Origin of the sequence: Mesorhizobium sp. M1329, assembly GCF_040318035.1 — a bacterium.
In the GTDB taxonomy this organism is placed as follows: domain Bacteria; phylum Pseudomonadota; class Alphaproteobacteria; order Rhizobiales; family Rhizobiaceae; genus Mesorhizobium.
In genome coordinates this window covers 39,911-58,579 of record NZ_JAMYLN010000035.1, presented here as the reverse complement: position 1 = coordinate 58,579, position 18,669 = coordinate 39,911, and the positions used below count along the sequence as shown (strand labels likewise).

General features: G+C 60.9%; 21 protein-coding genes and 1 pseudogene. 10 read left to right on the top strand and 12 right to left on the bottom strand.

Features of this window, described 5'->3' with window-relative positions:
* Positions 1–92: 92 nt before the first annotated feature.
* The 6 genes from trbK-alt to NKH21_RS27260 are packed head-to-tail and all read left to right on the top strand — an operon-like array spanning position 93 to position 4,863.
* On the top strand, positions 93–344 hold the full coding sequence (gene trbK-alt, locus NKH21_RS27285; protein WP_352868780.1) for a putative entry exclusion protein TrbK-alt: 252 nt from the start codon (positions 93–95) through the stop codon (positions 342–344).
* 4 nt (positions 345–348) lie between these two features.
* Positions 349–1,710: a P-type conjugative transfer protein TrbL gene (gene trbL / locus NKH21_RS27280; protein ID WP_352868778.1), complete on the top strand. Its 1,362-nt coding sequence runs from the start codon at positions 349–351 to the stop codon at positions 1,708–1,710.
* Positions 1,710–2,393 (top strand): conjugal transfer protein TrbF, encoded by a 684-nt coding sequence (gene trbF, locus NKH21_RS27275; RefSeq protein ID WP_352868776.1) that lies wholly within the window; start codon positions 1,710–1,712, stop codon positions 2,391–2,393. The genes trbL and trbF overlap by 1 nt, the downstream gene beginning before the upstream one ends.
* Positions 2,390–3,436, top strand: coding sequence for a P-type conjugative transfer protein TrbG (gene trbG / locus NKH21_RS27270; RefSeq protein WP_352868773.1), 1,047 nt, complete (start codon positions 2,390–2,392; stop codon positions 3,434–3,436). The genes trbF and trbG overlap by 4 nt, the downstream gene beginning before the upstream one ends.
* On the top strand, positions 3,433–4,635 hold the full coding sequence (locus tag NKH21_RS27265; protein ID WP_352868771.1) for a TraB/TrbI/VirB10 family type IV secretion system protein: 1,203 nt from the start codon (positions 3,433–3,435) through the stop codon (positions 4,633–4,635). Before trbG ends, NKH21_RS27265 begins: the two co-directional genes overlap by 4 nt.
* 3 nt (positions 4,636–4,638) lie before the next feature.
* A complete protein-coding gene (locus NKH21_RS27260) occupies positions 4,639–4,863 on the top strand; it encodes a DUF2274 domain-containing protein (RefSeq protein ID WP_352868768.1) in 225 nt (74 codons plus the stop codon).
* Here NKH21_RS27260 and NKH21_RS27255 read toward each other — a convergent pair.
* From NKH21_RS27255 to NKH21_RS27215, 9 genes and pseudogenes are all read right to left on the bottom strand, one after another.
* Positions 4,811–5,764 carry a LysR family transcriptional regulator gene (locus tag NKH21_RS27255; protein ID WP_352868766.1) on the bottom strand — a complete coding sequence of 318 codons (954 nt, stop codon included), beginning with the start codon at positions 5,762–5,764 and terminating at the stop codon, positions 4,811–4,813. The two genes, NKH21_RS27260 and NKH21_RS27255, sit on opposite strands and share 53 nt — an antisense overlap.
* Positions 5,765–5,786: 22 nt before the next feature.
* Positions 5,787–6,425 carry an acyl-homoserine-lactone synthase gene (locus NKH21_RS27250; protein WP_352868764.1) on the bottom strand — a complete coding sequence of 213 codons (639 nt, stop codon included), beginning with the start codon at positions 6,423–6,425 and terminating at the stop codon, positions 5,787–5,789.
* A 239-nt stretch (positions 6,426–6,664) separates the two neighbouring features.
* Positions 6,665–7,384 carry a LuxR family transcriptional regulator gene (locus tag NKH21_RS27245; protein ID WP_352868762.1) on the bottom strand — a complete coding sequence of 240 codons (720 nt, stop codon included), beginning with the start codon at positions 7,382–7,384 and terminating at the stop codon, positions 6,665–6,667.
* 45 nt (positions 7,385–7,429) lie between these two features.
* Entirely contained in the window at positions 7,430–7,570 is a 141-nt protein-coding gene (locus NKH21_RS27240; protein ID WP_352868759.1) for an SDR family NAD(P)-dependent oxidoreductase, read from the bottom strand.
* Positions 7,571–7,624: 54 nt separating this feature from the next.
* On the bottom strand, positions 7,625–8,005 hold the full coding sequence (locus tag NKH21_RS27235) for a LysR substrate-binding domain-containing protein (RefSeq protein WP_352868791.1): 381 nt from the start codon (positions 8,003–8,005) through the stop codon (positions 7,625–7,627).
* Between the two features lie 33 nt (positions 8,006–8,038).
* Positions 8,039–8,447, bottom strand: a pseudogene (locus tag NKH21_RS27230) (MBL fold metallo-hydrolase); the annotation flags it as partial.
* A gap of 82 nt (positions 8,448–8,529) precedes the next feature.
* Positions 8,530–9,120 carry a VOC family protein gene (locus NKH21_RS27225; RefSeq protein WP_352868756.1) on the bottom strand — a complete coding sequence of 197 codons (591 nt, stop codon included), beginning with the start codon at positions 9,118–9,120 and terminating at the stop codon, positions 8,530–8,532.
* Between the two features lie 146 nt (positions 9,121–9,266).
* On the bottom strand, positions 9,267–9,656 hold the full coding sequence (locus tag NKH21_RS27220) for a carboxymuconolactone decarboxylase family protein (protein ID WP_352868754.1): 390 nt from the start codon (positions 9,654–9,656) through the stop codon (positions 9,267–9,269).
* 2 nt (positions 9,657–9,658) lie between these two features.
* A complete protein-coding gene (locus NKH21_RS27215; protein WP_352868752.1) occupies positions 9,659–10,576 on the bottom strand; it encodes a fumarylacetoacetate hydrolase family protein in 918 nt (305 codons plus the stop codon).
* A gap of 170 nt (positions 10,577–10,746) precedes the next feature.
* Here NKH21_RS27215 and NKH21_RS27210 point away from each other — a divergent pair, with 170 nt between their 5' ends.
* Positions 10,747–11,448, top strand: coding sequence for an IclR family transcriptional regulator (locus NKH21_RS27210; RefSeq protein WP_352868749.1), 702 nt, complete (start codon positions 10,747–10,749; stop codon positions 11,446–11,448).
* Positions 11,449–11,468: 20 nt separating this feature from the next.
* Here the strand turns inward: NKH21_RS27210 and NKH21_RS27205 are convergent, their stop codons facing one another.
* Positions 11,469–12,260, bottom strand: a complete 792-nt coding sequence (locus NKH21_RS27205; RefSeq protein WP_352868746.1) for a MoaF C-terminal domain-containing protein — start codon at positions 12,258–12,260, stop codon at positions 11,469–11,471.
* 293 nt (positions 12,261–12,553) lie between these two features.
* On the bottom strand, positions 12,554–14,059 hold the full coding sequence (locus NKH21_RS27200; protein ID WP_352868743.1) for an APC family permease: 1,506 nt from the start codon (positions 14,057–14,059) through the stop codon (positions 12,554–12,556).
* A gap of 269 nt (positions 14,060–14,328) precedes the next feature.
* Here NKH21_RS27200 and NKH21_RS27195 point away from each other — a divergent pair, with 269 nt between their 5' ends.
* Complete coding sequence (locus NKH21_RS27195; RefSeq protein ID WP_352868740.1) at positions 14,329–15,210, top strand: MoaF C-terminal domain-containing protein; 882 nt, start codon at positions 14,329–14,331, stop codon at positions 15,208–15,210.
* Positions 15,211–15,234: 24 nt separating this feature from the next.
* The gene (locus tag NKH21_RS27190) at positions 15,235–15,381 is read left to right on the top strand and encodes a hypothetical protein (RefSeq protein ID WP_352868737.1); all 147 of its coding nucleotides are present in this window, start codon (positions 15,235–15,237) and stop codon (positions 15,379–15,381) included.
* A gap of 126 nt (positions 15,382–15,507) precedes the next feature.
* Here the strand turns inward: NKH21_RS27190 and NKH21_RS27185 are convergent, their stop codons facing one another.
* Complete coding sequence (locus NKH21_RS27185; protein WP_352868734.1) at positions 15,508–16,959, bottom strand: NAD-dependent succinate-semialdehyde dehydrogenase; 1,452 nt, start codon at positions 16,957–16,959, stop codon at positions 15,508–15,510.
* 210 nt (positions 16,960–17,169) lie between these two features.
* Here NKH21_RS27185 and NKH21_RS27180 point away from each other — a divergent pair, with 210 nt between their 5' ends.
* Positions 17,170–18,645 carry an aldehyde dehydrogenase family protein gene (locus NKH21_RS27180; RefSeq protein WP_352868731.1) on the top strand — a complete coding sequence of 492 codons (1,476 nt, stop codon included), beginning with the start codon at positions 17,170–17,172 and terminating at the stop codon, positions 18,643–18,645.
* The last annotated feature ends 24 nt before the right edge of the window (positions 18,646–18,669 follow it).

Genomic DNA, 18,669 nt, shown 5'->3' with positions numbered 1-18,669 from the left:
CCCCCCCACCCGGCGGCCCCCCGCCCTCTTGACCCCCCCCCCCTTCGCGCCCACCCCTAGGCCCCAAAATCGGCCCCCCGGGGGGGGGGGGGGTGGGGGGGGGGGGGGCCGCGCCCCCGCCCCCCGCGCTCGAACTGACCCAGAAGGAAGATCACTCCACGATCCCCTCGATCGGCCAATCGGGGGCCATCATCGCCGATCCGTTGCGCGGCGAGCTGATCCGGTGCCGGGATCTTGGCGAAGCGGGCACGCGCGATTCGGCATGCCTGCGCATCTGGGCCGAGAACCGCCGCCGCTTCCTCGCGCCCGCGCTGCCATCGACCGAACGCCCGGAGTCCCAATAGCGTCATGGGCGGCACCGGCGTCATCGATCATTTTCTCGAAGTCTTCACCCGCTACATCGATTCCGGCTTCGGCCTGCTCGGTGGCGAGGTCGCCTTCATTGCCACCACGCTGATCGTGATCGATGTGACGCTGGCGGCGCTGTTCTGGTCCTGGGGCGCCGACAACGACATCATCGCGCGCCTGGTGAGAAAGACGCTCTTCATCGGCGTGTTCGCCTACATTATCGGCAACTGGAACAATCTCGCCCGCATTGTCTTCGAGAGCTTCGCCGGCCTTGGCCTCAAGGCCTCCGGCACCGGCTTTCCGACCGCGGATCTTCTGCGCCCCGGCAAGGTCGCCCAGACAGGGTTGGACGCCGGCCGCCCGCTGCTCGACTCCATTTCCGGCTTGATGGGCTACTGGTCGTTCTTCGAGAACTTCATCCAGATCGCCTGCATGTTTCTGGCCTGGGCGCTGGTGCTGTTTGCCTTCTTCATTCTCGCGGTCCAGCTCTTCGTCACGCTCATCGAGTTCAAGCTGACCACGCTGGCGGGCTTCGTGCTGATCCCCTTCGGCCTCTTCGGCAAGTCCGCCTTCATGGCCGAGCGCGTGCTCGGCAACATCATCTCCTCCGGCATCAAGGTCCTGGTGCTCGCCGTTATCATCGGCATCGGCTCGACACTCTTCTCCGAATTCACTTCCGGCTTCGGAGGTGCTGCACCCACCATCGACGATGCCATGGCGATCGTGCTTGCAGCGCTCGCGCTGCTCGGTCTTGGCATCTTCGGCCCCGGCATCGCCAACGGCCTCGTGTCCGGCGGACCGCACCTCGGCGCTGGCGCCGCTGTCGGCACAGGCCTCGCTGCTGGCGGCATGGTGATGGCGGGTGGGGCGGCCCTTGGCGCGGTCGCTGGCGGCGCCGGCGCGGTGGCAGGTGGTGCCACAACCGCTGCGCGCGGTGGCGCGGCGCTCGCCGGCGGTGCAGCGACCTCCTACAGCCTCGCCTCTGCCGGCCAGACTGGCGCGGCCGGCGTTGCCGCCGGCCTGAGCGGCGTCGCGCGCGCCGGCGCCAGCGCTGCCACATCGCCACTCAGGCGCGCCGCGTCCCGCGCCGCCGGCGGCATGACGCAGGGCTTCTCCAGCGGCATGAAAGCGGCCTTCGAGGCCACTGGCGGCGAATCGACCGACGGCACGATCGGCGGCGCCGCTGATGCAGCGAACGATCCTTCCTATACCGCAGGCTCCTCGACGCCGCCCGCCTGGGCCAAGCGCATGAAGCGCTCCCAGACCGTCAGCCACGGGGTCTCGGCCGTCAGCCATGCTGTCCGATCGGGCGAACCCCATGGCGGCGGCTCATCCATCAATCTCTCAGAAGGCGACCGCTGATGTTCAAACGACCGTCCACCCACTACGGCAAGACACCCGTACCCGAGACCCCCTACCAAAAAGCCGCCCAGGTCTGGGATGACCGCATCGGCTCGGCGCGCGTCCAGGCGAAGAACTGGCGCTTGATGGCTTTTGGCTCACTACTGCTCGCCAGCGGCTTCGCGGCGGCGCTGGTCTGGCAATCGGGGCGCGGGACGGTAGTGCCGTGGGTCGTGCAGGTCGACCGGCTCGGTCAGGCCCAGGCGGTCGAGCCGGCCGTCGCGGATTACCGCCCGACCGATCCGCAGATCGCCTGGCACCTGGCTCGCTTCATCGAAGAGGTCCGCTCGATCCCAGCAGACGCGATTATCGTTCGCCAGAACTGGCTCAGGGCCTACGACTTCACGACCGACCGCGGAGCGCTGGCGCTGAACGACTACGCCCGCGCCAACGAGCCCTTCTCCAAGGTCGGCAAGCAGCAAATTGCCGTCGACGTGTCGAGCGTCATACGCGCCTCGCCGGACTCCTTCCGGGTCGCTTGGGTGGAGCGCCGCTACCAGGACGGTTCGCTCGCATCCACCGAGCGTTGGACCGCCATCCTCACCGTCGTCATCCAGCCGCCACGCGACGCTGAGCGGCTGCGCAAGAATCCCCTCGGCGTCTTCATCAACGCCATCAACTGGTCGAAGGAGTTGGGCCAATGATCTTTGATACCCGCACGACTGTTGGGACAGATCCACTGAAAGCCGGATTTCCTCGTTTCCGCAAATCCGTGCTTCCGCTTATGCTGCTCTCCGCAACAGCGCTTGGCGGCTGCGCCACCAAAAAACCGCCGCAGATCTCCTACGACGATCCGCAGCCCGCTGTGTTCGCGCCCGCGCCGCCGGCGCCGGTCCAGGTCGTCGAACTTCCCCGACCTCTGCCGTTGCCGGGCCAGTTGAAGCCAATCAAAGAAACCCGCCAGGCCCCTGAACCCGCAGAGCCCACCGTCCGCGTCAACCAGGCCAACGCGGCCGCGCGCATGCAGCCTGTTCGAGACGGCTTCATCAATGCGATGCAGGTCTACCCGTTCACAGAGGGCGCGCTCTATCAGGTCTATGCCGCAGTCGGACAGATCACCGACGTCGCCCTGCAGCCCGGCGAGCAACTCGTGGGCTCTGGCCCCGTGGCCGCTGGCGACACGGTGCGCTGGGTGATCGGCGACACCGAAAGCGGCTCGGGCGCAACGCAGCAGATCCACATCCTCGTCAAGCCGACCCGTGCGGATCTGACGACGAACCTCGTCATCAATACCGATCAACGCACCTATCACATAGAGCTGCGATCAACCGAGAAGACCTACATGGCCTCGGTTTCCTGGCAGTATCCCAAGGATCAGCTTATTGCCCTTCGACGCCAGAACGCCCAGGCTCAGGCCGCCCAGCCTGTCGCCACCGGCGTCGACCTCGCGTCGATCAACTTCCGCTATTCCATAGAAGGCGACCGCGCGCCGTGGCGGCCGCTGCGCGCCTTTGACGATGGCCGCCAGGTCTTTATCGAATTCCCGCGCGGCATTGGACAGGGCGAAATGCCGCCTTTGTTCATCGTCGGTCCCGAGGGCGATACTTCCGAACTCGTGAACTACCGCGTCCGAGGCAATCACATGATCGTCGACCGGATGTTCGCTGCGGCCGAACTGCGTTTCGGCAGCGGTCGCAAGCAACAGCGCATCCGGATCGTCCGCACCGACGTGAGGCCCGCGTCATGAGCGAAGACCGGGAGGAAGAAGAACAAGGGCCGGCCGGAGGCGGAGCGCCTGGTCCCGCGCCCATGCGTCTGCGTGGCGAGGCGCCTCGCGTCACGCGCCTGTCCCGCCGTGTGCTGGCCGGGCTCGGCCTGGTCGCCAGCCTCGGCGTTGGAGGCGCGCTGATCTACGCGCTGCAGACACGTCATGGTGGCCCCGGCAACGAAGAACTGTATTCGACCGACAACCGCACCACGGCGGACGGTCTTACCGGACTGCCACGCGACTATTCCGGCGTGCCTCAGCCTACTGTCCCTCAACTAGGGCCTCCGCTTCCTGGTGACCTGGGGCGTCCGATACTCAGCGCCCAGAACCGTGGTCAGCCCGTTGCAGGCCTCAGCGCCGAGGAACAACGCCGACTTCAGGAGATTGACGCCGCGCGTACCAGTCGGCTATTCGCCGGCACCGAAACGCGGTCCGCACCGGCCACTCCACCACGCGCGCCGATCGAAGCACCGGCCATTGAGACGCCGCCGCTCGCGGGCCTTGGTCTTGCGCCAGAACCTGCGACCCCTACCGCGCAGGAACGGCAGGCAGCCTTCATCAACGCCGCCGCCGACCGCCGAACCGTCAGCCCCGATCGTGTCGCACCGCCGGCCTCGCCCTATGTCCTGCAGGCAGGTTCGATCATCTCGGCCGCCCTCATCACCGGCATCCGCTCCGACCTACCCGGCCAGATCACCGCTCAGGTGACCGAGAACGTCTATGACAGCCCAACCGGGCGGCTCCTCATCATCCCGCAGGGAGCGCGGCTGATCGGTCAGTACGACAATGGTGTCGGCTTCGGTCAGCGCCGCGTGCTGCTGGTCTGGAACCGCATCATCATGCCGAACGGCAGGTCCATCGTGCTGGAACGGCAGCCTGGCGCCGACTCTGAAGGCTATGCCGGGCTTGAGGACGGTGTCGATTATCACTGGCGCGAACTCTTCAAGGCCGCCGCGCTCTCCACGTTGCTTAGCATTGGCGCGGAGAGCGGATCGTCGAGCGATGAAAGTGATATTGTCCGCGCGCTGCGCCAGGGCGCGTCCAACAGCACTAGCCAAATCGGGCAGCAGATCGTCGGCCGTCAGCTCGATATCGCCCCGACGCTGACCATTCGGCCGGGCTTCCCCGTCCGTGTGATCGTCACCCGCGATCTCGTCCTCGAACCCTACGGAGGCTGATCGATGGCCAAGCTGAAACTTGGGGCTATTGCCGACGACAAGCCAGTCAAGATGTCGATCGAACTTCCGGCCGCCGTTCATCGGGATCTCATCGCCTACGCCGAGGTTCTCGGCCGGGAGACTGGCCAGCCTGTTGGCGAACCGGCCAAGCTAGTCGCGCCGATGATTGAGCGCTTCATGGCGACGGATCGGGCGTTCGCGAAGGCGCGGCGGATTCGGCAGTTCTAGTTGACAGCGAAGGATAGCGCTCCTCCAACAGCGTGAGGAAGTGCGCGAGCGCCGGGTTGTCGTTGTTCCTCTGCCAATAGGCGGCGTAGCTGATCCAGCTCAGGCCGTTGCCGTCCTGCACATCGCGATAGACAACGCCGGCGTAATTGGCGCCGATCCCAGACTCGCAGATCGGGCTGACGCCGAAGCCTGCACTCACCAAACTCATTATGCCTTCGCGGCTGACGTCCTCGCTGACAATCTTAGGCTGGACGCCGGGTGAGGCGAGTTTTGCCAGCAGAATGTCCCGGAGTTCCGGTCCAGGATCGCGCTGGCTCAGCAGCAAGGTCTCGCTTCTGAGGTCGGTCCAATACACTACCTCGTTCGCTGTCAGGGGATGGCTCTCCGGGAGAGCGACCATAATGCGTTCGCCCCACAAGGCCATTGCACCCCCATCGCGAACGGCCGGGTCGCCGGTGACGAAGGCAATGTCGAGCGTGCTATGCTCCAGACCCACGAAAAGACTCGCCCGCGCCCCCTCGATCGTGCGGATTTCCACCTCAGGGAATCGTCGCGCATATTCCATCAAGCTCGCGCGCAAATTCCCCGCCGACAGCGAGGTGTAGAAGCCGATCGCTAGCCGGCCGGACTCCCCCCGGCCTGCGGCCTTGGCTGACGCCATCATGTGGTCCAGCCCATCGACCAAGTGCTGGGAGGTGCGCAGAATTTCGGTGCCGGCCGTTGTCAGCCGCACGCCGCTGCTCGATCGCTCGAACACCGCGACGCCCAGACGATCCTCCATCTGGCGAATGCGGCGGCTGAGCGACGACTGCTTGACGCCAAGCGCCTCAGCCGCACGACGGAAGCTGCCATATTGTGCGGCGGCGACAGCGTAACGAAGATGGCGCAGTTCGATTGCCATTATCGACGAGCAGCAGCCGTGATCACGCCGCCGCCTGATGGGTGAAGCGAGCCGCGAGCACTGGCCCTTGGATCTGCCCCATCTCGCGGACGATCATCAGCGCGGATTCAGAGATCGGCAGGTGACCGGCCAAAGCCTTTGTGTCGTCAATCTGCATCGGCGGAGCAAAGCGTTCGAGTGGCCATCCAGCACGCCTCAAGATGCGCTCAAATCGAACGTCCGTTACCGTGACCACCGCCTCTTGATCCTTCGATAGTCCCCACTCGAGAATCCCCGCGAGGAGACTGAACGTCGCGTCGCGAAGCCCAGTGGCGGCTACGCTGTCCGCCGCGCTTGTATCTACACAGAAGCGCGAACTTTCGAACATGGAGTCGCTTCGCGGAGGGGAATTCGATCCAAGCAGCGCCGGGAAGGTGTTCGCCAGCATTGTCGGCCCTGTTGTCGGCAGCAGCCTTGCACAGCCAATCACCGAACTGCTGTCGCCTACGGCAATAATGTATGTTGGCTTAAGCGCGTCGTAAGCGTCGATCTCCATATCGCCCGAAACAGAAACATCCCAGTTCAGACGATCCCGAAAAACGCGATAGCGCAAGCGGTGCATCCCCGCGATCAGATCGGGAAATTCAGAGTAGTCGGAGTGAGCAATTGAGATTACACGCATAGCAACGGGCTCCTTTGTTTGCAGAAAACAAAGAGCACGGTGAGACGATACGCGTAGCTGTAGAGTTTTACAGGGCGGGTAGGCGAGCAAGCTCTAGCGTAAATTTCGCGTACAACAGCCATTTTCTACAGTAGCAATGGCTGGTGAATCTTTGGAGACGCCGGTCAGAAGTCGAGTCGCCACATCAGAGCGCCCGTGGCGGTCTTGCGGGAAGCAGCGTCGAACGCTTCCTTACTTCCTTAGGACAAGATCAGGCCACGGTACACGGCCTCGGCTACGGCTTGGGTCACTGTGGACGCGCTGAGCTTCGACCGGGCATTCTCAAGATGGAAGACCACTGTTCGCGTGTTGATGCCGAGAATTTTAGCGGTTTCTGGCATCTTCTTGCCGCGCGCCGCCCAGAAAAGGCACTGCCGCTCCCTTTGAGTGAGCGGCGCGTCGGCAAGGCGGGTCAGGCCCAATTGGAGTTTCGCGTAAACGTGCGCGTGATAGTAAAGGCCTGCAAGTTGCAGGATGTCCAGTACCTCGGTCGGCCGACCTTCGAGACTTGCGTCCCGATTGCCCGCGAGCGTGAACGCTGCGAAGCGCCCAAAACCGCCCCGTATAGGAACAGTCGCGCCACTGTGAATCCCGAATTTGGCGGCCTCAGCGAAAAAGCGCTGCTGAGATGCTGATGGCAGTCGAAACGTCCGCCGATCCCATTGAAACAGCCGTTGCGATGATCGTGCCAACCCGACGACGGGGTCAATATCCTCGTATCGTTCCTCGATGTACTGCCGCGCCCATGAACCTGGATATGAAGAGAGAACCTTGAGCGCTGGTTCCGAAAACCCGAGATAGGCAAACCATCGGTAGCCCAGTCCGTGGGCAAAACGATCCGCTGCACTCTTGAAACCAATCTCGTTGTCGGCAGTTTCAAGCGCGTCAACGAAATCTCTAAAGGCAAGGTCGAGAATCATCGCCTACCCTGTCGAGGGGCGGGCGCGGCCGCCCACTTTCCCTGGCTATAGAGTAGTGCAGAATATAGACGCCTGGGGCGCCGCGAGAACGATGTTAGCGCCTTCCCTAGCCAGGGCGTGCGCGGTAGCTCGCCCGATACCGCGGCCAGCGCCGGTGATGACGGCAGTTTTGCCTTCCAATTTCATGAAAGATCACCTTTAACGTTGATATGACGTTGCGAACCTTGTTCCGGGTATAGATCACTGGGTTTGGCCTTTGAGCGCAGGATTAGGGTTGGATTCCATCCAGACCGCGCTCAGCGATACGACATTCCAACCAGCAAGAGGAACGAGCACGACGCCGTCGGTAGCAGCGCGCGGCGGTGGCCCGACGATGATCGTCACGCCGAATCCCATCGCCACCATGTTGATGAGATTGCATTGATCAACCCGATGCAACTGAACTCGCGGCTTCACGCCCCATTTGGCCATCCGCCGCACCAGGTGTTCCTCGATGTCTGATACTAGCCCACCCGCGCAGAGGATGAATTGCTCGAGGCGGAGGACTTCGAGGGTCAACCTGCGCGCACCGGCCAGTGGATGGGACTTGGGAAGCCCCGAAAGCTGCCGTGCTCGGCGGATGCCAAGGCATACCAGAACAACCGAAGATCAAGGACATGTCCAGGCAACGCAGAACCTCACGATATCGCCGGTGAACATCGCGTTGGCGTCCGGGACATGCGCGACGATATCGCCAGCCGTGTGCGCTCGGTCGAGGAATTTCAGGTCGACGCGGCGCTTGCCGAAACCGAGCGTCTGGCCGTCGTCGAAGGTCAGCGTCGGCCAGGTCAGCCCAGGGATCGACTCGTGCCCATTGGAAGAGCCGCGGGAAACGACCGAACTCGGAATCCCAGTCTTCCTGACCGCGCTCGGCGACCATGGCGCGCGCCTTGTGCGACATGATGATCTCTGACGCACCGTAGGCCGAGGCGCCGAGCACGCGCACTGCGTGATAGTGAGACAGCACCATATATTTGATCGGCTTGTCGGTGACCCCGCTGATCTTCTCGATCACCTTGCCGGCATTCTCGACCGCGAGGCCCACGAGGTGATTCCTGTCGCCTCGGTTCAGCTGGTTTGCGGAGACGAGTAGTTCGAGAGCCGGATTATTGAGGGTTTTGCCTGCTGCGGATGCCATTGCGCGCTTCCTGAGCGTCTGCCTCGCGCTTATCGACATAAGCTTCGAAGTCGAAATTGAAGAGATCGATTTCCCTGATGGCGTCGTAGGCGCGCGGCGCGCCATCCCAACCGATCTGATCGATCCCCCAGTAAAATTCGAGCAGGTTGCCATCGGGATCCCGGGCGTAGAAGCGCGGCTGGTTGCCCGGTCCGCCCTTGCGGCAGTTGACGATCTCCACGCCTTCCTCTTTCATCTTCTTGAGAAGGGCAAGGAGGTCCTGAGGAGACGCGAGTTCGAATGCGATATGGTGAAGCCCGAAGCCGTAGCGCGGCGCATCCGGCGCATCGTCTGGGATGATGTCGCTTCGCATCTTGAAGATCGAGAGCTCGTGATGGGTGACGTCACAGCGGATGAATGCGCCCGCCTGCACAGCCACACCGTGGCCGATCTTCTCCGGCGGGTACTCGAACTTCTCAGTGAGGCGCATACCAAGGTAGCGCTCGTAGAACTGAACCGTGCGGTCGATATCACGGACGGTTAGTCCGATATGGCCGAGCTTCGCAACTCGCGTCTGCATGTAGGGCTCTCCCTCGTTGAGGCGGTTATCGAACAACTTAGTTCGTATTGTGAACATGCTTAATTGCTTTGGATTTGGGTATCACCGTCAAGGGTGACGAAGGGATCGGCCGCGGCTGTTTTCCGACCGCGCCGCGCCGTCCAGTATTAGGCTGTTTTCTCGTTTTCGAGTTCCGCGAAAACCTCGCGCGCCAATCGGAACGCTTCTACTCCTGCGGGGATACCGGCGTAGATCGCCAACTGGATCAAAGTATCCTTGATCTCATCCTTGGTGCAGCCGTTCGTGAGAGCGCCCTGCAGATGGAGTTTGAACTCACTGCCTCGGTTGAGGGCGCCCAGCATGACAAGGTTCAGCAGGCTTTTATCCCGCCTGGAAAGCGCGCTCCGACCCCAGCCTGCGCCCCAGCAAAACTCAGTGACGATGTTCTGGAAATCGCGATTGAAATCGTCGGCGGCGTGCAGCGACTTCTCGACATACTCGGCCCCGAGGACTTCCTTCCGGATCTCGAGACCCCGATCAAAGACTTCCTGGCTCATCATCAAGCCTCATCGGCGACCGGGTTGGAGAGAATGCCGATGCCCGGAATTTCGACGGTGATGACGTCGCCGTGCTTGAGGAATACCGGAGGTTTGCGCTTGAAGCCGACCCCCGCAGGGGTGCCCGTGGGGATGACGTCACCCGCTTCGAGATCAATGAATTCCGAGATATGTTCCAGGATCGTCGGAATGTTGTAGATCATGGTATCGGTGTTGGCGAACTGCATGACGTGCCCGTTGAGGGTGGTCTTGATATCCAGCTTGTGCGGATCCGCCACCTCATCGGCGGTGACGATCACCGGGCCGAACGGACCGGAGGCGCGGAAGTTCTTTCCGGCAGTGTACTGCGTCACGCGGAACTGGTAGTCGCGAATGCTGACGTCATTGAAGACGGAGTATCCGTAGACGTAATCCATAGCCTCTTCTTTGCTGAGGCGGCGCCCCTTTGTGTCCTTGCCAATAATGATGGCGAGTTCCCCTTCCCAATCCACACTGTCGGAGACCTTGGGCACCACGATCGGATCGCCGTCCGCGACGAACGTGTTGGAGAATCGGGCAAAGAGGATGGGGATGGGCGAGATTTCAAGTCCGGCTTCTTTCGCATGTTCGGCGTAGTTGCGCGCTACGCAGATGATCTTGGGAGGGCGCTTGATCGGCGCGAGGATCTTGAGGCCTTCGAGTGGTGCCGAGATCGAGGCGTCGGAAGCGCCGTCTTCGATGAATTTCGCCACGATTTTGCGGGCAGAGGAGTCCAGTTCATCGATCTCGTCGAAAAAGAGTTCGACGCTAGAGGGCAGTTGCTTGACCGAAGAATCGAGCTTTGCGTATGCGGCGCTGGCGCGCTCGAAGTCTACAACTCGATGCTCGACGAGTGCGCCGAAGCGCGGTTTTCCGTTTTCTTCGTAGCTGAGGAGTTTCATTTTTTTGTTCCGATTATCGTTGAACTATGTTCGTTTATAGATCATCTTTGGCGAGGTCAACGCATGTCGATGTCGCGTCCGAAAATCGGGCACTTCGACGTGTCGTGATTGCTCGCGAGCCGTGACTGATAGTATGAGCGGACAGTCGCGATTGCTGGATGGAGAGGGACGTGGCGGAAATTTCGTTGACTGGAGATCAAATGCTTACTGTGCTGGAGGCCGTGGCGCAGGAAGGTCCGCTGAGTGCGGCGGAAATCGCGCGGCATTGTGAGATCAACCGGACCGTTGCCTATCGCCTCCTGACCACGCTCTCGCAGCGGGCTTACGTACGGCGCGGGGACGACGGTTACACTATCGGTCCAGCTGTCCTGAAGCTCGCCAAGCAGATTGACCTGGATGTCAGGACGATCGCTAAGCCCATTATGGTTCGTCTGGCCCAGGAGACAGGCGAGACCGTTGTCCTTCACGCTATTGACAACCTCGAAGCCGTTGTCATCGATCAGGCGCTCGGCCAGAAGCACCTCGTCCGCGTCGAGCACAACCCCGGTTCCAGGCATTCCCTCGACAGGGGAGCGAGCGGATGGTCTCTTCTCGCTTTCCAGAGCGACAAGATCGTCGCGCGGGTCCTCAAGAGGGCGACCGACCCGGACACTGTGCGGGACCGGATCAATGTCACGCGCAATGACGGCTTTGCGATTACCCATGACGAACTTCAGCTTGGAGTACATGGCGTCGCTGTTCCGGTTCTCGAAAAAGACGGCCGATGCCAAGTCAGCCTGGGAATTCTGGTCCCGAGCACGCGGTCGGCGCATCTCGTGGAATTCGTGAAGCCTTTGCAGGTCGCGTCGCGAGAAATCGGCGAACGGCTCTGAGCGAACTGTCCGCCTCAGTTTTAGAGGTCGGCGGGCTGCGCGGTTTCGTTGAGAAGCTGTCCTGGCCCGCCGACGATAATTTGCCAGCCCTTCTGCTCGGAGCGCTCCCAGCCGAAAAGGCGACCGAGGCAGCGGACGTGGCCTTGGAGATCGATCACGATCGTGCCGTTGAACGCCACCGACGTGTCAGACCACGAAAAGAGGTAAAGGCCGTCCTTGATTTTGAAAGCTGACGTCGGCTCGACGCCGCCCATGCCCTTTTCGGGACCTTTAATGCCATGCCAGCAATAGCGGTTCGGTTCGAGATAGATGTGCTCGAAGTGGTGGGTATTGCTGTACTTCCAGAATACGCGCTTTCCGACGAGCTCTGACGTGTGCTCGAAGCGTTCCGCGTCTGCTCCACCGATTCCGCCTTGGTAGAAGCGGGTGCGCTCGCCCGTGCCGGCCGGGCCGGAGAGAATGTCCGAGTGAACGACGAACGCGCGGCTCTTGTCGAATTCGAAGATTACATAGTAGGACGACTGGGTGCGCTCATCCGCAAAAATGGCTCCAAGGATGGTGTCCGTCACGGAAATAACTTCGCAGGCGAGCTTGCCCGAGAGAAAGGCGAAGGACCCATAGTGGCTGACATTGACGTCAACGGAGCCGTCCTCGAACGAAAGCGTCACCATCGAGCCTTCGTCCAACGCTATTTCGACGCTCTTCCCGGCGAGATCGTCCACAGAAAGGGGGCGAGCACCGTCGTGGTTCGGAAACAGCTCCGACATCATGACTTCGCCCGGTGAACGGTAGCCTGCGGTATGGGTCGACATAAATTTCTCCAATATCTGGCTCTTAGGATTTTCCGGACTGTGGCATTTGTCGAGTTGTGCGAATATCACCCTGAAAAGTGACACAATGCGACGGCGAGAGGGGCGGTCAGCCGCCGTTGGTCCCCTTTGAGATGACATGGTTTTAGCGTTGACGAGACGGCTTGTTCGCTCGCTCACAGCGCGGCCGTCGATGGTTGAATTCCATCGCGTGCAGCCGAGCTACAATACGGCCCGCGAGAGCTTGAAGCGAAAAAGCCGGCGATCGAAATCGCCGCCTTTTTTCAGGAATGTTGTCAGTTCGCAGTCGAGGCTGACGTGCTCGCGATGGCAGCGCTTTCGGCTTGCAGCTTGGCACTTTGCTGGTACGTGTCGCCTGCGCCGAGCAATTCGTAGACTTCGGGCTGACGGGACTTCAGCCAAAGGGCTTGGCCTGCGCCCGCAGCGGCGAACACCACGATCAGCCACGGCAGCGCCATAATGGCCGGTGACTCCTTGCCCGTCACAAGGTTGAATTCGCTCACCATAAGGGCAGTCGCCGCAAGAAGACCAGCAACAGCGAGTAGCGGAGCTACAAGCGTTGCCCACCAATTGCGCTGCTCGGGAAGCTTCGAGAAGTACGCGATCACCGAGAGGGATGCTACTGCCTGGAGAACGACGATCGCGACGATGCCGATGCCGAAGAGGACGGACGAAATGTCCGTGTAGGGATCGAGGCCCGCGGCACCCATTCCGCCGACGAGCAGAGCGCAGATCAAGAGCGTAACGACAATTGCCACCGACGGAGAGCCGGTCTCGGCATTCTCGCGACCGATCATACGCGGGAGGATACCCTCCTTCCCGAGGCTGCTCAGGTACCGGGCGGTCGCATTGGCGAGGGCGAGGAACGACACGAACTGCGCGAGGATCAGCGCGAACGACATTGCAGTTGTGCCCCAGACGCCGACATATTGTGTGTTCAGTTTGAAAACGAACTGCCCGATGTCGGCGTATGCAGCCTGCTGTGCGGCAGCGGAGCCGACGGCGCCGATCAGCACCCAGGCCGCGACAGCATACACGACGGTAATCAATGCGGCTGCGAGGTAGGTGGCGTAGCGGACGGTATCCTCGGGATTGCGTGCTTCCGGAGCGTAAAGCGCGGCGGACTCAAATCCAACGAAACACATGATCGCGAAAATGATGGCTACACCGAAGTTACCTCCGGCAATTGACTGGTAGCCGAAAATATCCGTCGGGAAGGCCTCTGCCCCGCGAGACACGATAATCGCGACGACAAGAGCGAACACGAGCACGAGTTCCAATACAATCGTAAAGCACATGAATCGCGCGTTGAAGTCGATCCCCCGCAGACCAAAAAATGCTGCGGCGACGAGGAGGAAGAATGCGTAGAGTCCCCACGAGACATCCAACGAGAACTCTGCCTTGAGAACTTCGCTGGCGAAGAACGATGGGATAGCGAGAGCGCCCGCGAGGAAGGCGATGTATCCCAGCAGTGCGACGAATGCTGTCGCAACGCCCGCGACGGGCCCGAAGCCCTTGGTGACATAGCTGTAAAACGCACCGGGGCGTGTGATCCTTCTGCTCATTTGGCCGTAGCCCACGCAGAAAAGGGCGATCAGCAGACCTGAGGCCAGAAAGGCAAACACAACCGATGTGCCGCCGAAAGCGAGGCCGAGGGGCATGGTGGTCACAACGGTGGCCAACGGTGTCGACGCGGCCAAGATCAGGATAGCAATCTGAACAGGCCCGAGCTTACGCCGAGCGTGGCTCCCAGTTGAAGTGTCGTTTTGCGAGTTGGTCATCTTTTTGTCCTATTATCGGTCCCCAATGTCCGAATATTCGACAACTAGGCACGGGCTTTTCGACGGGTCAAGGGCTCAGGCAGGACATGCATCCGTGCTGCATGTGCGAAACAATTCGCCACCGAGCATGGCTGCGCGCGTTCGGATCGAACCGTCCCGGCGGGCAATAGGCTGTCAAAAGTGAAATAAAGACGCGGAACTTCGACCATCGGGGTCGGCTCCGCTGTCGTTGGGTGCATTGCAACACGAGCAAGGAGGTGACGGGAGGTATGTCACCCTTCAAGGTGACTGGTGTGGAGCCGTTCAGTCGTAAGAATGCGCCTGTTCAGTTGCGGGAGGAGCAGATGGATAACACCCAGAAACTTGTCGAGATTTCGTCAAACCTTCAGTTCGTCGATCGCGATCAGTGGCCGAGCATTGAAGATCTGGCTAAAGGATATGACGATTATCTTCCGCCGAAAACCGCGAAGCTTGACGGACAGTCGCTGACTCTGTTTGACGGGCCTGACGCCACTTCCAGCTTCCAGTTGATGGTCGGGGATGTGTTCTCATGGAAAGGCGAGGGGTCGGAGGTTTCGGCGCCCGGAGACGTGTTCGAAATGCGTCCAGGGGTCTTTTACCTGACGTTTGCCGACGCAGAGCAGAGCACCGAACGTACGCTTGTGTTCGATCAGAACAAGGGAAGGGGATGGCTGTTCGAGTCGTCTTTGACCGAGAACGAACGCGGGATCCGGACGAGGACCGTGACCTCCACCGTCGCATTGCCGGGGCAACAACTACAGGCTCTCGAGCGCACCTCGAAGCTCGTCGGCAAGCACGCGCTTCATCGCTACAACGACCGCGACTGGTACGAGCACTTCTATTTGAACAGCGGCACCTTCAGCTGGCATTGCCTGCGGGGAATCGAGCGCGGCGCCGCCGACACCGAGAACTGCGCTCACTACGAAGTGGCTGATGGCCTGTATATCCTGAACTGGACCGAGAGCAATCTTCCGGTCGAGTCCGTGGTTCTGGTCGATTTCAGCGAGAACCGGTCCGTCGGCCGATTCTTCTGCTGGGAGAAGAGCGTCAATCGAACCGTGAGGATGGTCTTCGGCGCGTATTCCTACATTGCAAATTCGTTCCAATACCCCGCTCTTCCGGACAATTGAGATGTCGCCAATACCACGCCGGCGATGCTGCCCTCGGAGACGCTCATCCTGCCGCAGCGCGGCAGCTTCGTGGCGCCGATCCGGCTTGCCGATGTCGAGAAGGCGCAGTTCATCCGCGAGGCGCTGGAAGTGGCGGTTTCTCTTACATTCGATCCGCGCACATCTCGCTGAACTCTGCATCTCGACTGGCGTGGGCGTCAGCCAGCTGGTCGACGGCCGCAGGTTCGAACTAACTCCCCAAAAAAGGTGCTCTAGAAAATTTCCCGGGTTGGATCGTCGTCGCGCCTGCCAACGATTTCATGCGAGACCGCCAAGGCAGACATATTTTACCGCAAGGTAGTCTTCGATGCCGTATTTGGAGCCTTCCTTTCCGATGCCGGACTCCTTGAGGCCGCCGAAGGGAGCGACTTCGGTCGTGATGATGCCCTCGTTGATGCCAACCATGCCGTATTCCAAGGCATCTGACATCCGAAACGCCCTGCCGAGATCTTGGGTATAAAGGTACGATGCGAGTCCGTACTCGGTGTCGTTTGCCAGCCTGACCGCGTCAGCTTCCGTCTCGAACCGGAATATGGGTGCAAGCGGACCGAAGGTTTCATCGCTGGCGACAAGAGCGTCCGGTCGAACGTTTTCGATGATCGTCGGCTCGAAAAAAGTGCCCCCTAGGGCGTGTCGGTTGCCGCCCACGCAGACTCGCGCCCCCTTGGAAACTGCATCCGCGATGTGTTCCTCGATTTTCGCGACCGCCTTGCCGTCGATAAGTGGTCCCTGAGCCACGCCGGCTTCGAGGCCGTTGCCGACTTTCAAACCCGCCACGGCATCCGACAGCTTTTGGACGAAGACGTCGTGGATACCTGACTGCACTAGGAACCTGTTCGTGCAAACGCACGTCTGGCCGGAATTGCGGAACTTCGCCGCGATCGCTCCTTCCACCGCCCGGTGAACATCCGCGTCATCGAACACAATGAACGGCGCATTGCCACCGAGCTCCATTGAGACCTTTTTCAGAGTCTTCGCAGACTGTTCGGCGAGAAGTTTCCCGATCGGCGTCGATCCTGTGAAGGTGATCTTCTTGACTCGTGGATCGGAGGTTAGGGTCGCTCCGATTTCTGGTGGGGAGCCGGTGACAATATTGACGACGCCAGATGGTATACCTGCCAACTCGACCAGAACACCCCACGCGAGGCCGGAATACGGCGTCTGCGTCGCCGGTTTGATGACGATCGTGCAGCCCGTGGCCAGCGCAGGGGCAAGCTTGCGCGCGATCATTGAGGAGGGGAAGTTCCAAGGGGTAATCGCGCCGACCACCCCAATCGCCTGCTTCGTAACCAGGATTTTGCGGCCTTTCCAGGGGGATGGGATGACGTCGCCATAGACGCGCTGCGCCTCTTCGGCGAACCAGCGGACGTAGGCTGCCGACATGCCGACCTCGCCGCGCGCTTCGGCGATGGGCTTACCCTGCTCAAGCGTGAGGAGATGGCTAAGGGCTTCCGTGTGTTCCTCGATGAGGTTCGCCAACCTGTGAAGGTATGACGCCCTTTCCTTCGCTGTCTTGGAAGACCAGCTCGGAAGGGTAGTGTGCGCGGCTTCGATTGCCTGCGACGTCTCTTCACGGCCGCAATGGGGTACAGTGCCGAGGACTTTTAGGGTCGCAGGATTTACGACTTCCTGAACTTCGCCATTGTGCGCCGGAATCCATCTCCCGTCGACGAAGGATGCCTCTTTCAGGAACTTGGTGTGATCTCGCATTGTGGCTCTCTTACCTACTTGAAGTCCGCGAAGGCTTGATAGGGCTGAATAAAGGGTGCGGCGATCACGTGGTGTCCCCTTGTAGGGCTACAGGCACGTCACGCTAAGGTCACCTGTGAAGGGTATATGCATTGAGCCGCGATCCGCGATTATTGCCGGAAACGACAAATCGACTGGGTCGACATGCGGAATCTTCAAAACGATTTAACTGTGCTGAGCGACGAAACGAGGCGCGTACTGGATCAGGGTGCGCGTATGTTGATCGGCGGGGAGTGGGTGACGGTCGGAGCTCGCAGATCAATCCCTGTGCTGGATCCAAGTTCGGGGCAGGAGATTTCGGCTCTTGTCGCGGGTACTGCCGCAGATGTTGACGCAGCCGTCGGCGCGGCGAAAGCTGCATTCGACGGCATCTGGGCCAGCAAAGGACCCGGCGAGCGCGAGGCGCTTATTCGGAAGTGGGCGGACCTCGTCGAGGGGAATGCCATGCTGCTGGCGCAACTCGAGACGGTCGACGTCGGGATGCCGCTCTGGATGGCTACCAACCTCAATGTTCAGGGGACGCTTGGTTCGATCCGCTATATGAGCGGCTGGCCGACGAAGATAAGCGGACGAACAGTGGATATCGGTCTTCCGATTCCCGACGCTGAGTTCTTCGGCTACACCGTGCGCGAGCCCATCGGGGTGATCGGTGCGATTATCCCTTGGAACGTCCCACTGATGCTGGCTGCGTGGAAGATCGCGCCGGCGCTGGCGGCGGGCTGCACGATCGTCGTCAAACCTTCCGAGAACGCCTGTCTTTCGGTTCTAGTGCTTGCCGATCTTGGCCGCCAAGCTGGCATTCCCGACGGCGTCATCAACGTCGTCACTGGATATGGCCAAGAGGCCGGGGAGGCGCTCGTGCGTCATCCGGATGTCTCGAAGATCACCTTCACGGGATCGACGGGCACGGGTATCAGAATAGCGAAGGCGGCAGCCGAAGGCGTCAAGAAGATTACACTGGAACTTGGAGGCAAGTCTCCACAGGTCCTGTTCGACGACGCCAACCTTGACCAGGCGATTCCTGGGGTCGCAAACGGAATATTCCTGAATTCAGGCCAGATTTGCGTCGCTGGCTCGCGCCTTTATGTCCAGCGCTCAATCTTCGAACAGACCGTCGAAAGACTTGCGCAATTGGCGGACAAGCTGAGGGTCGGACCGGGACTTTTGGAAACCACGCAGATCGGCCCGGTCGTTAGCGCCGCACAAAGGGACAAGGTCGCCGGGTATATCGCGTCCGCCGAGGCGGAAGGCGCGTCGATTGCGTCGGGATCTGGAAATCTCAATGCCGAGGGTTTCTACGTTCGCCCGACTGTCATCACCGATGCGAAGCAGTCGATGAAGGTTGCTCGAGAAGAGATCTTTGGTCCGGTTCTCACCGTCATCGGTTTCGACGAGTTCGACGAGGGCGTAAGCCTCGCCAACGACAGCGTCTATGGCCTTGCCGCCTGCGTATGGACGCAGGACCTGTCCAAGGCGATGCGTTTCGTGAAGCGGATAAAAACCGGGAAGGTCGCGGTGAATAGCGATCCAATCCCGTACCCCGCACTTCCGGAGGGCGGTCGTAAGGCATCAGGCTACGGCCGCGATCTCGGTGAGGAAGCCATCGACGGGTTCCTGGAAACCAAGTCGGTTCTCATCCGAAGCTAAGCGGCGGGCATTCAATATCAGGTA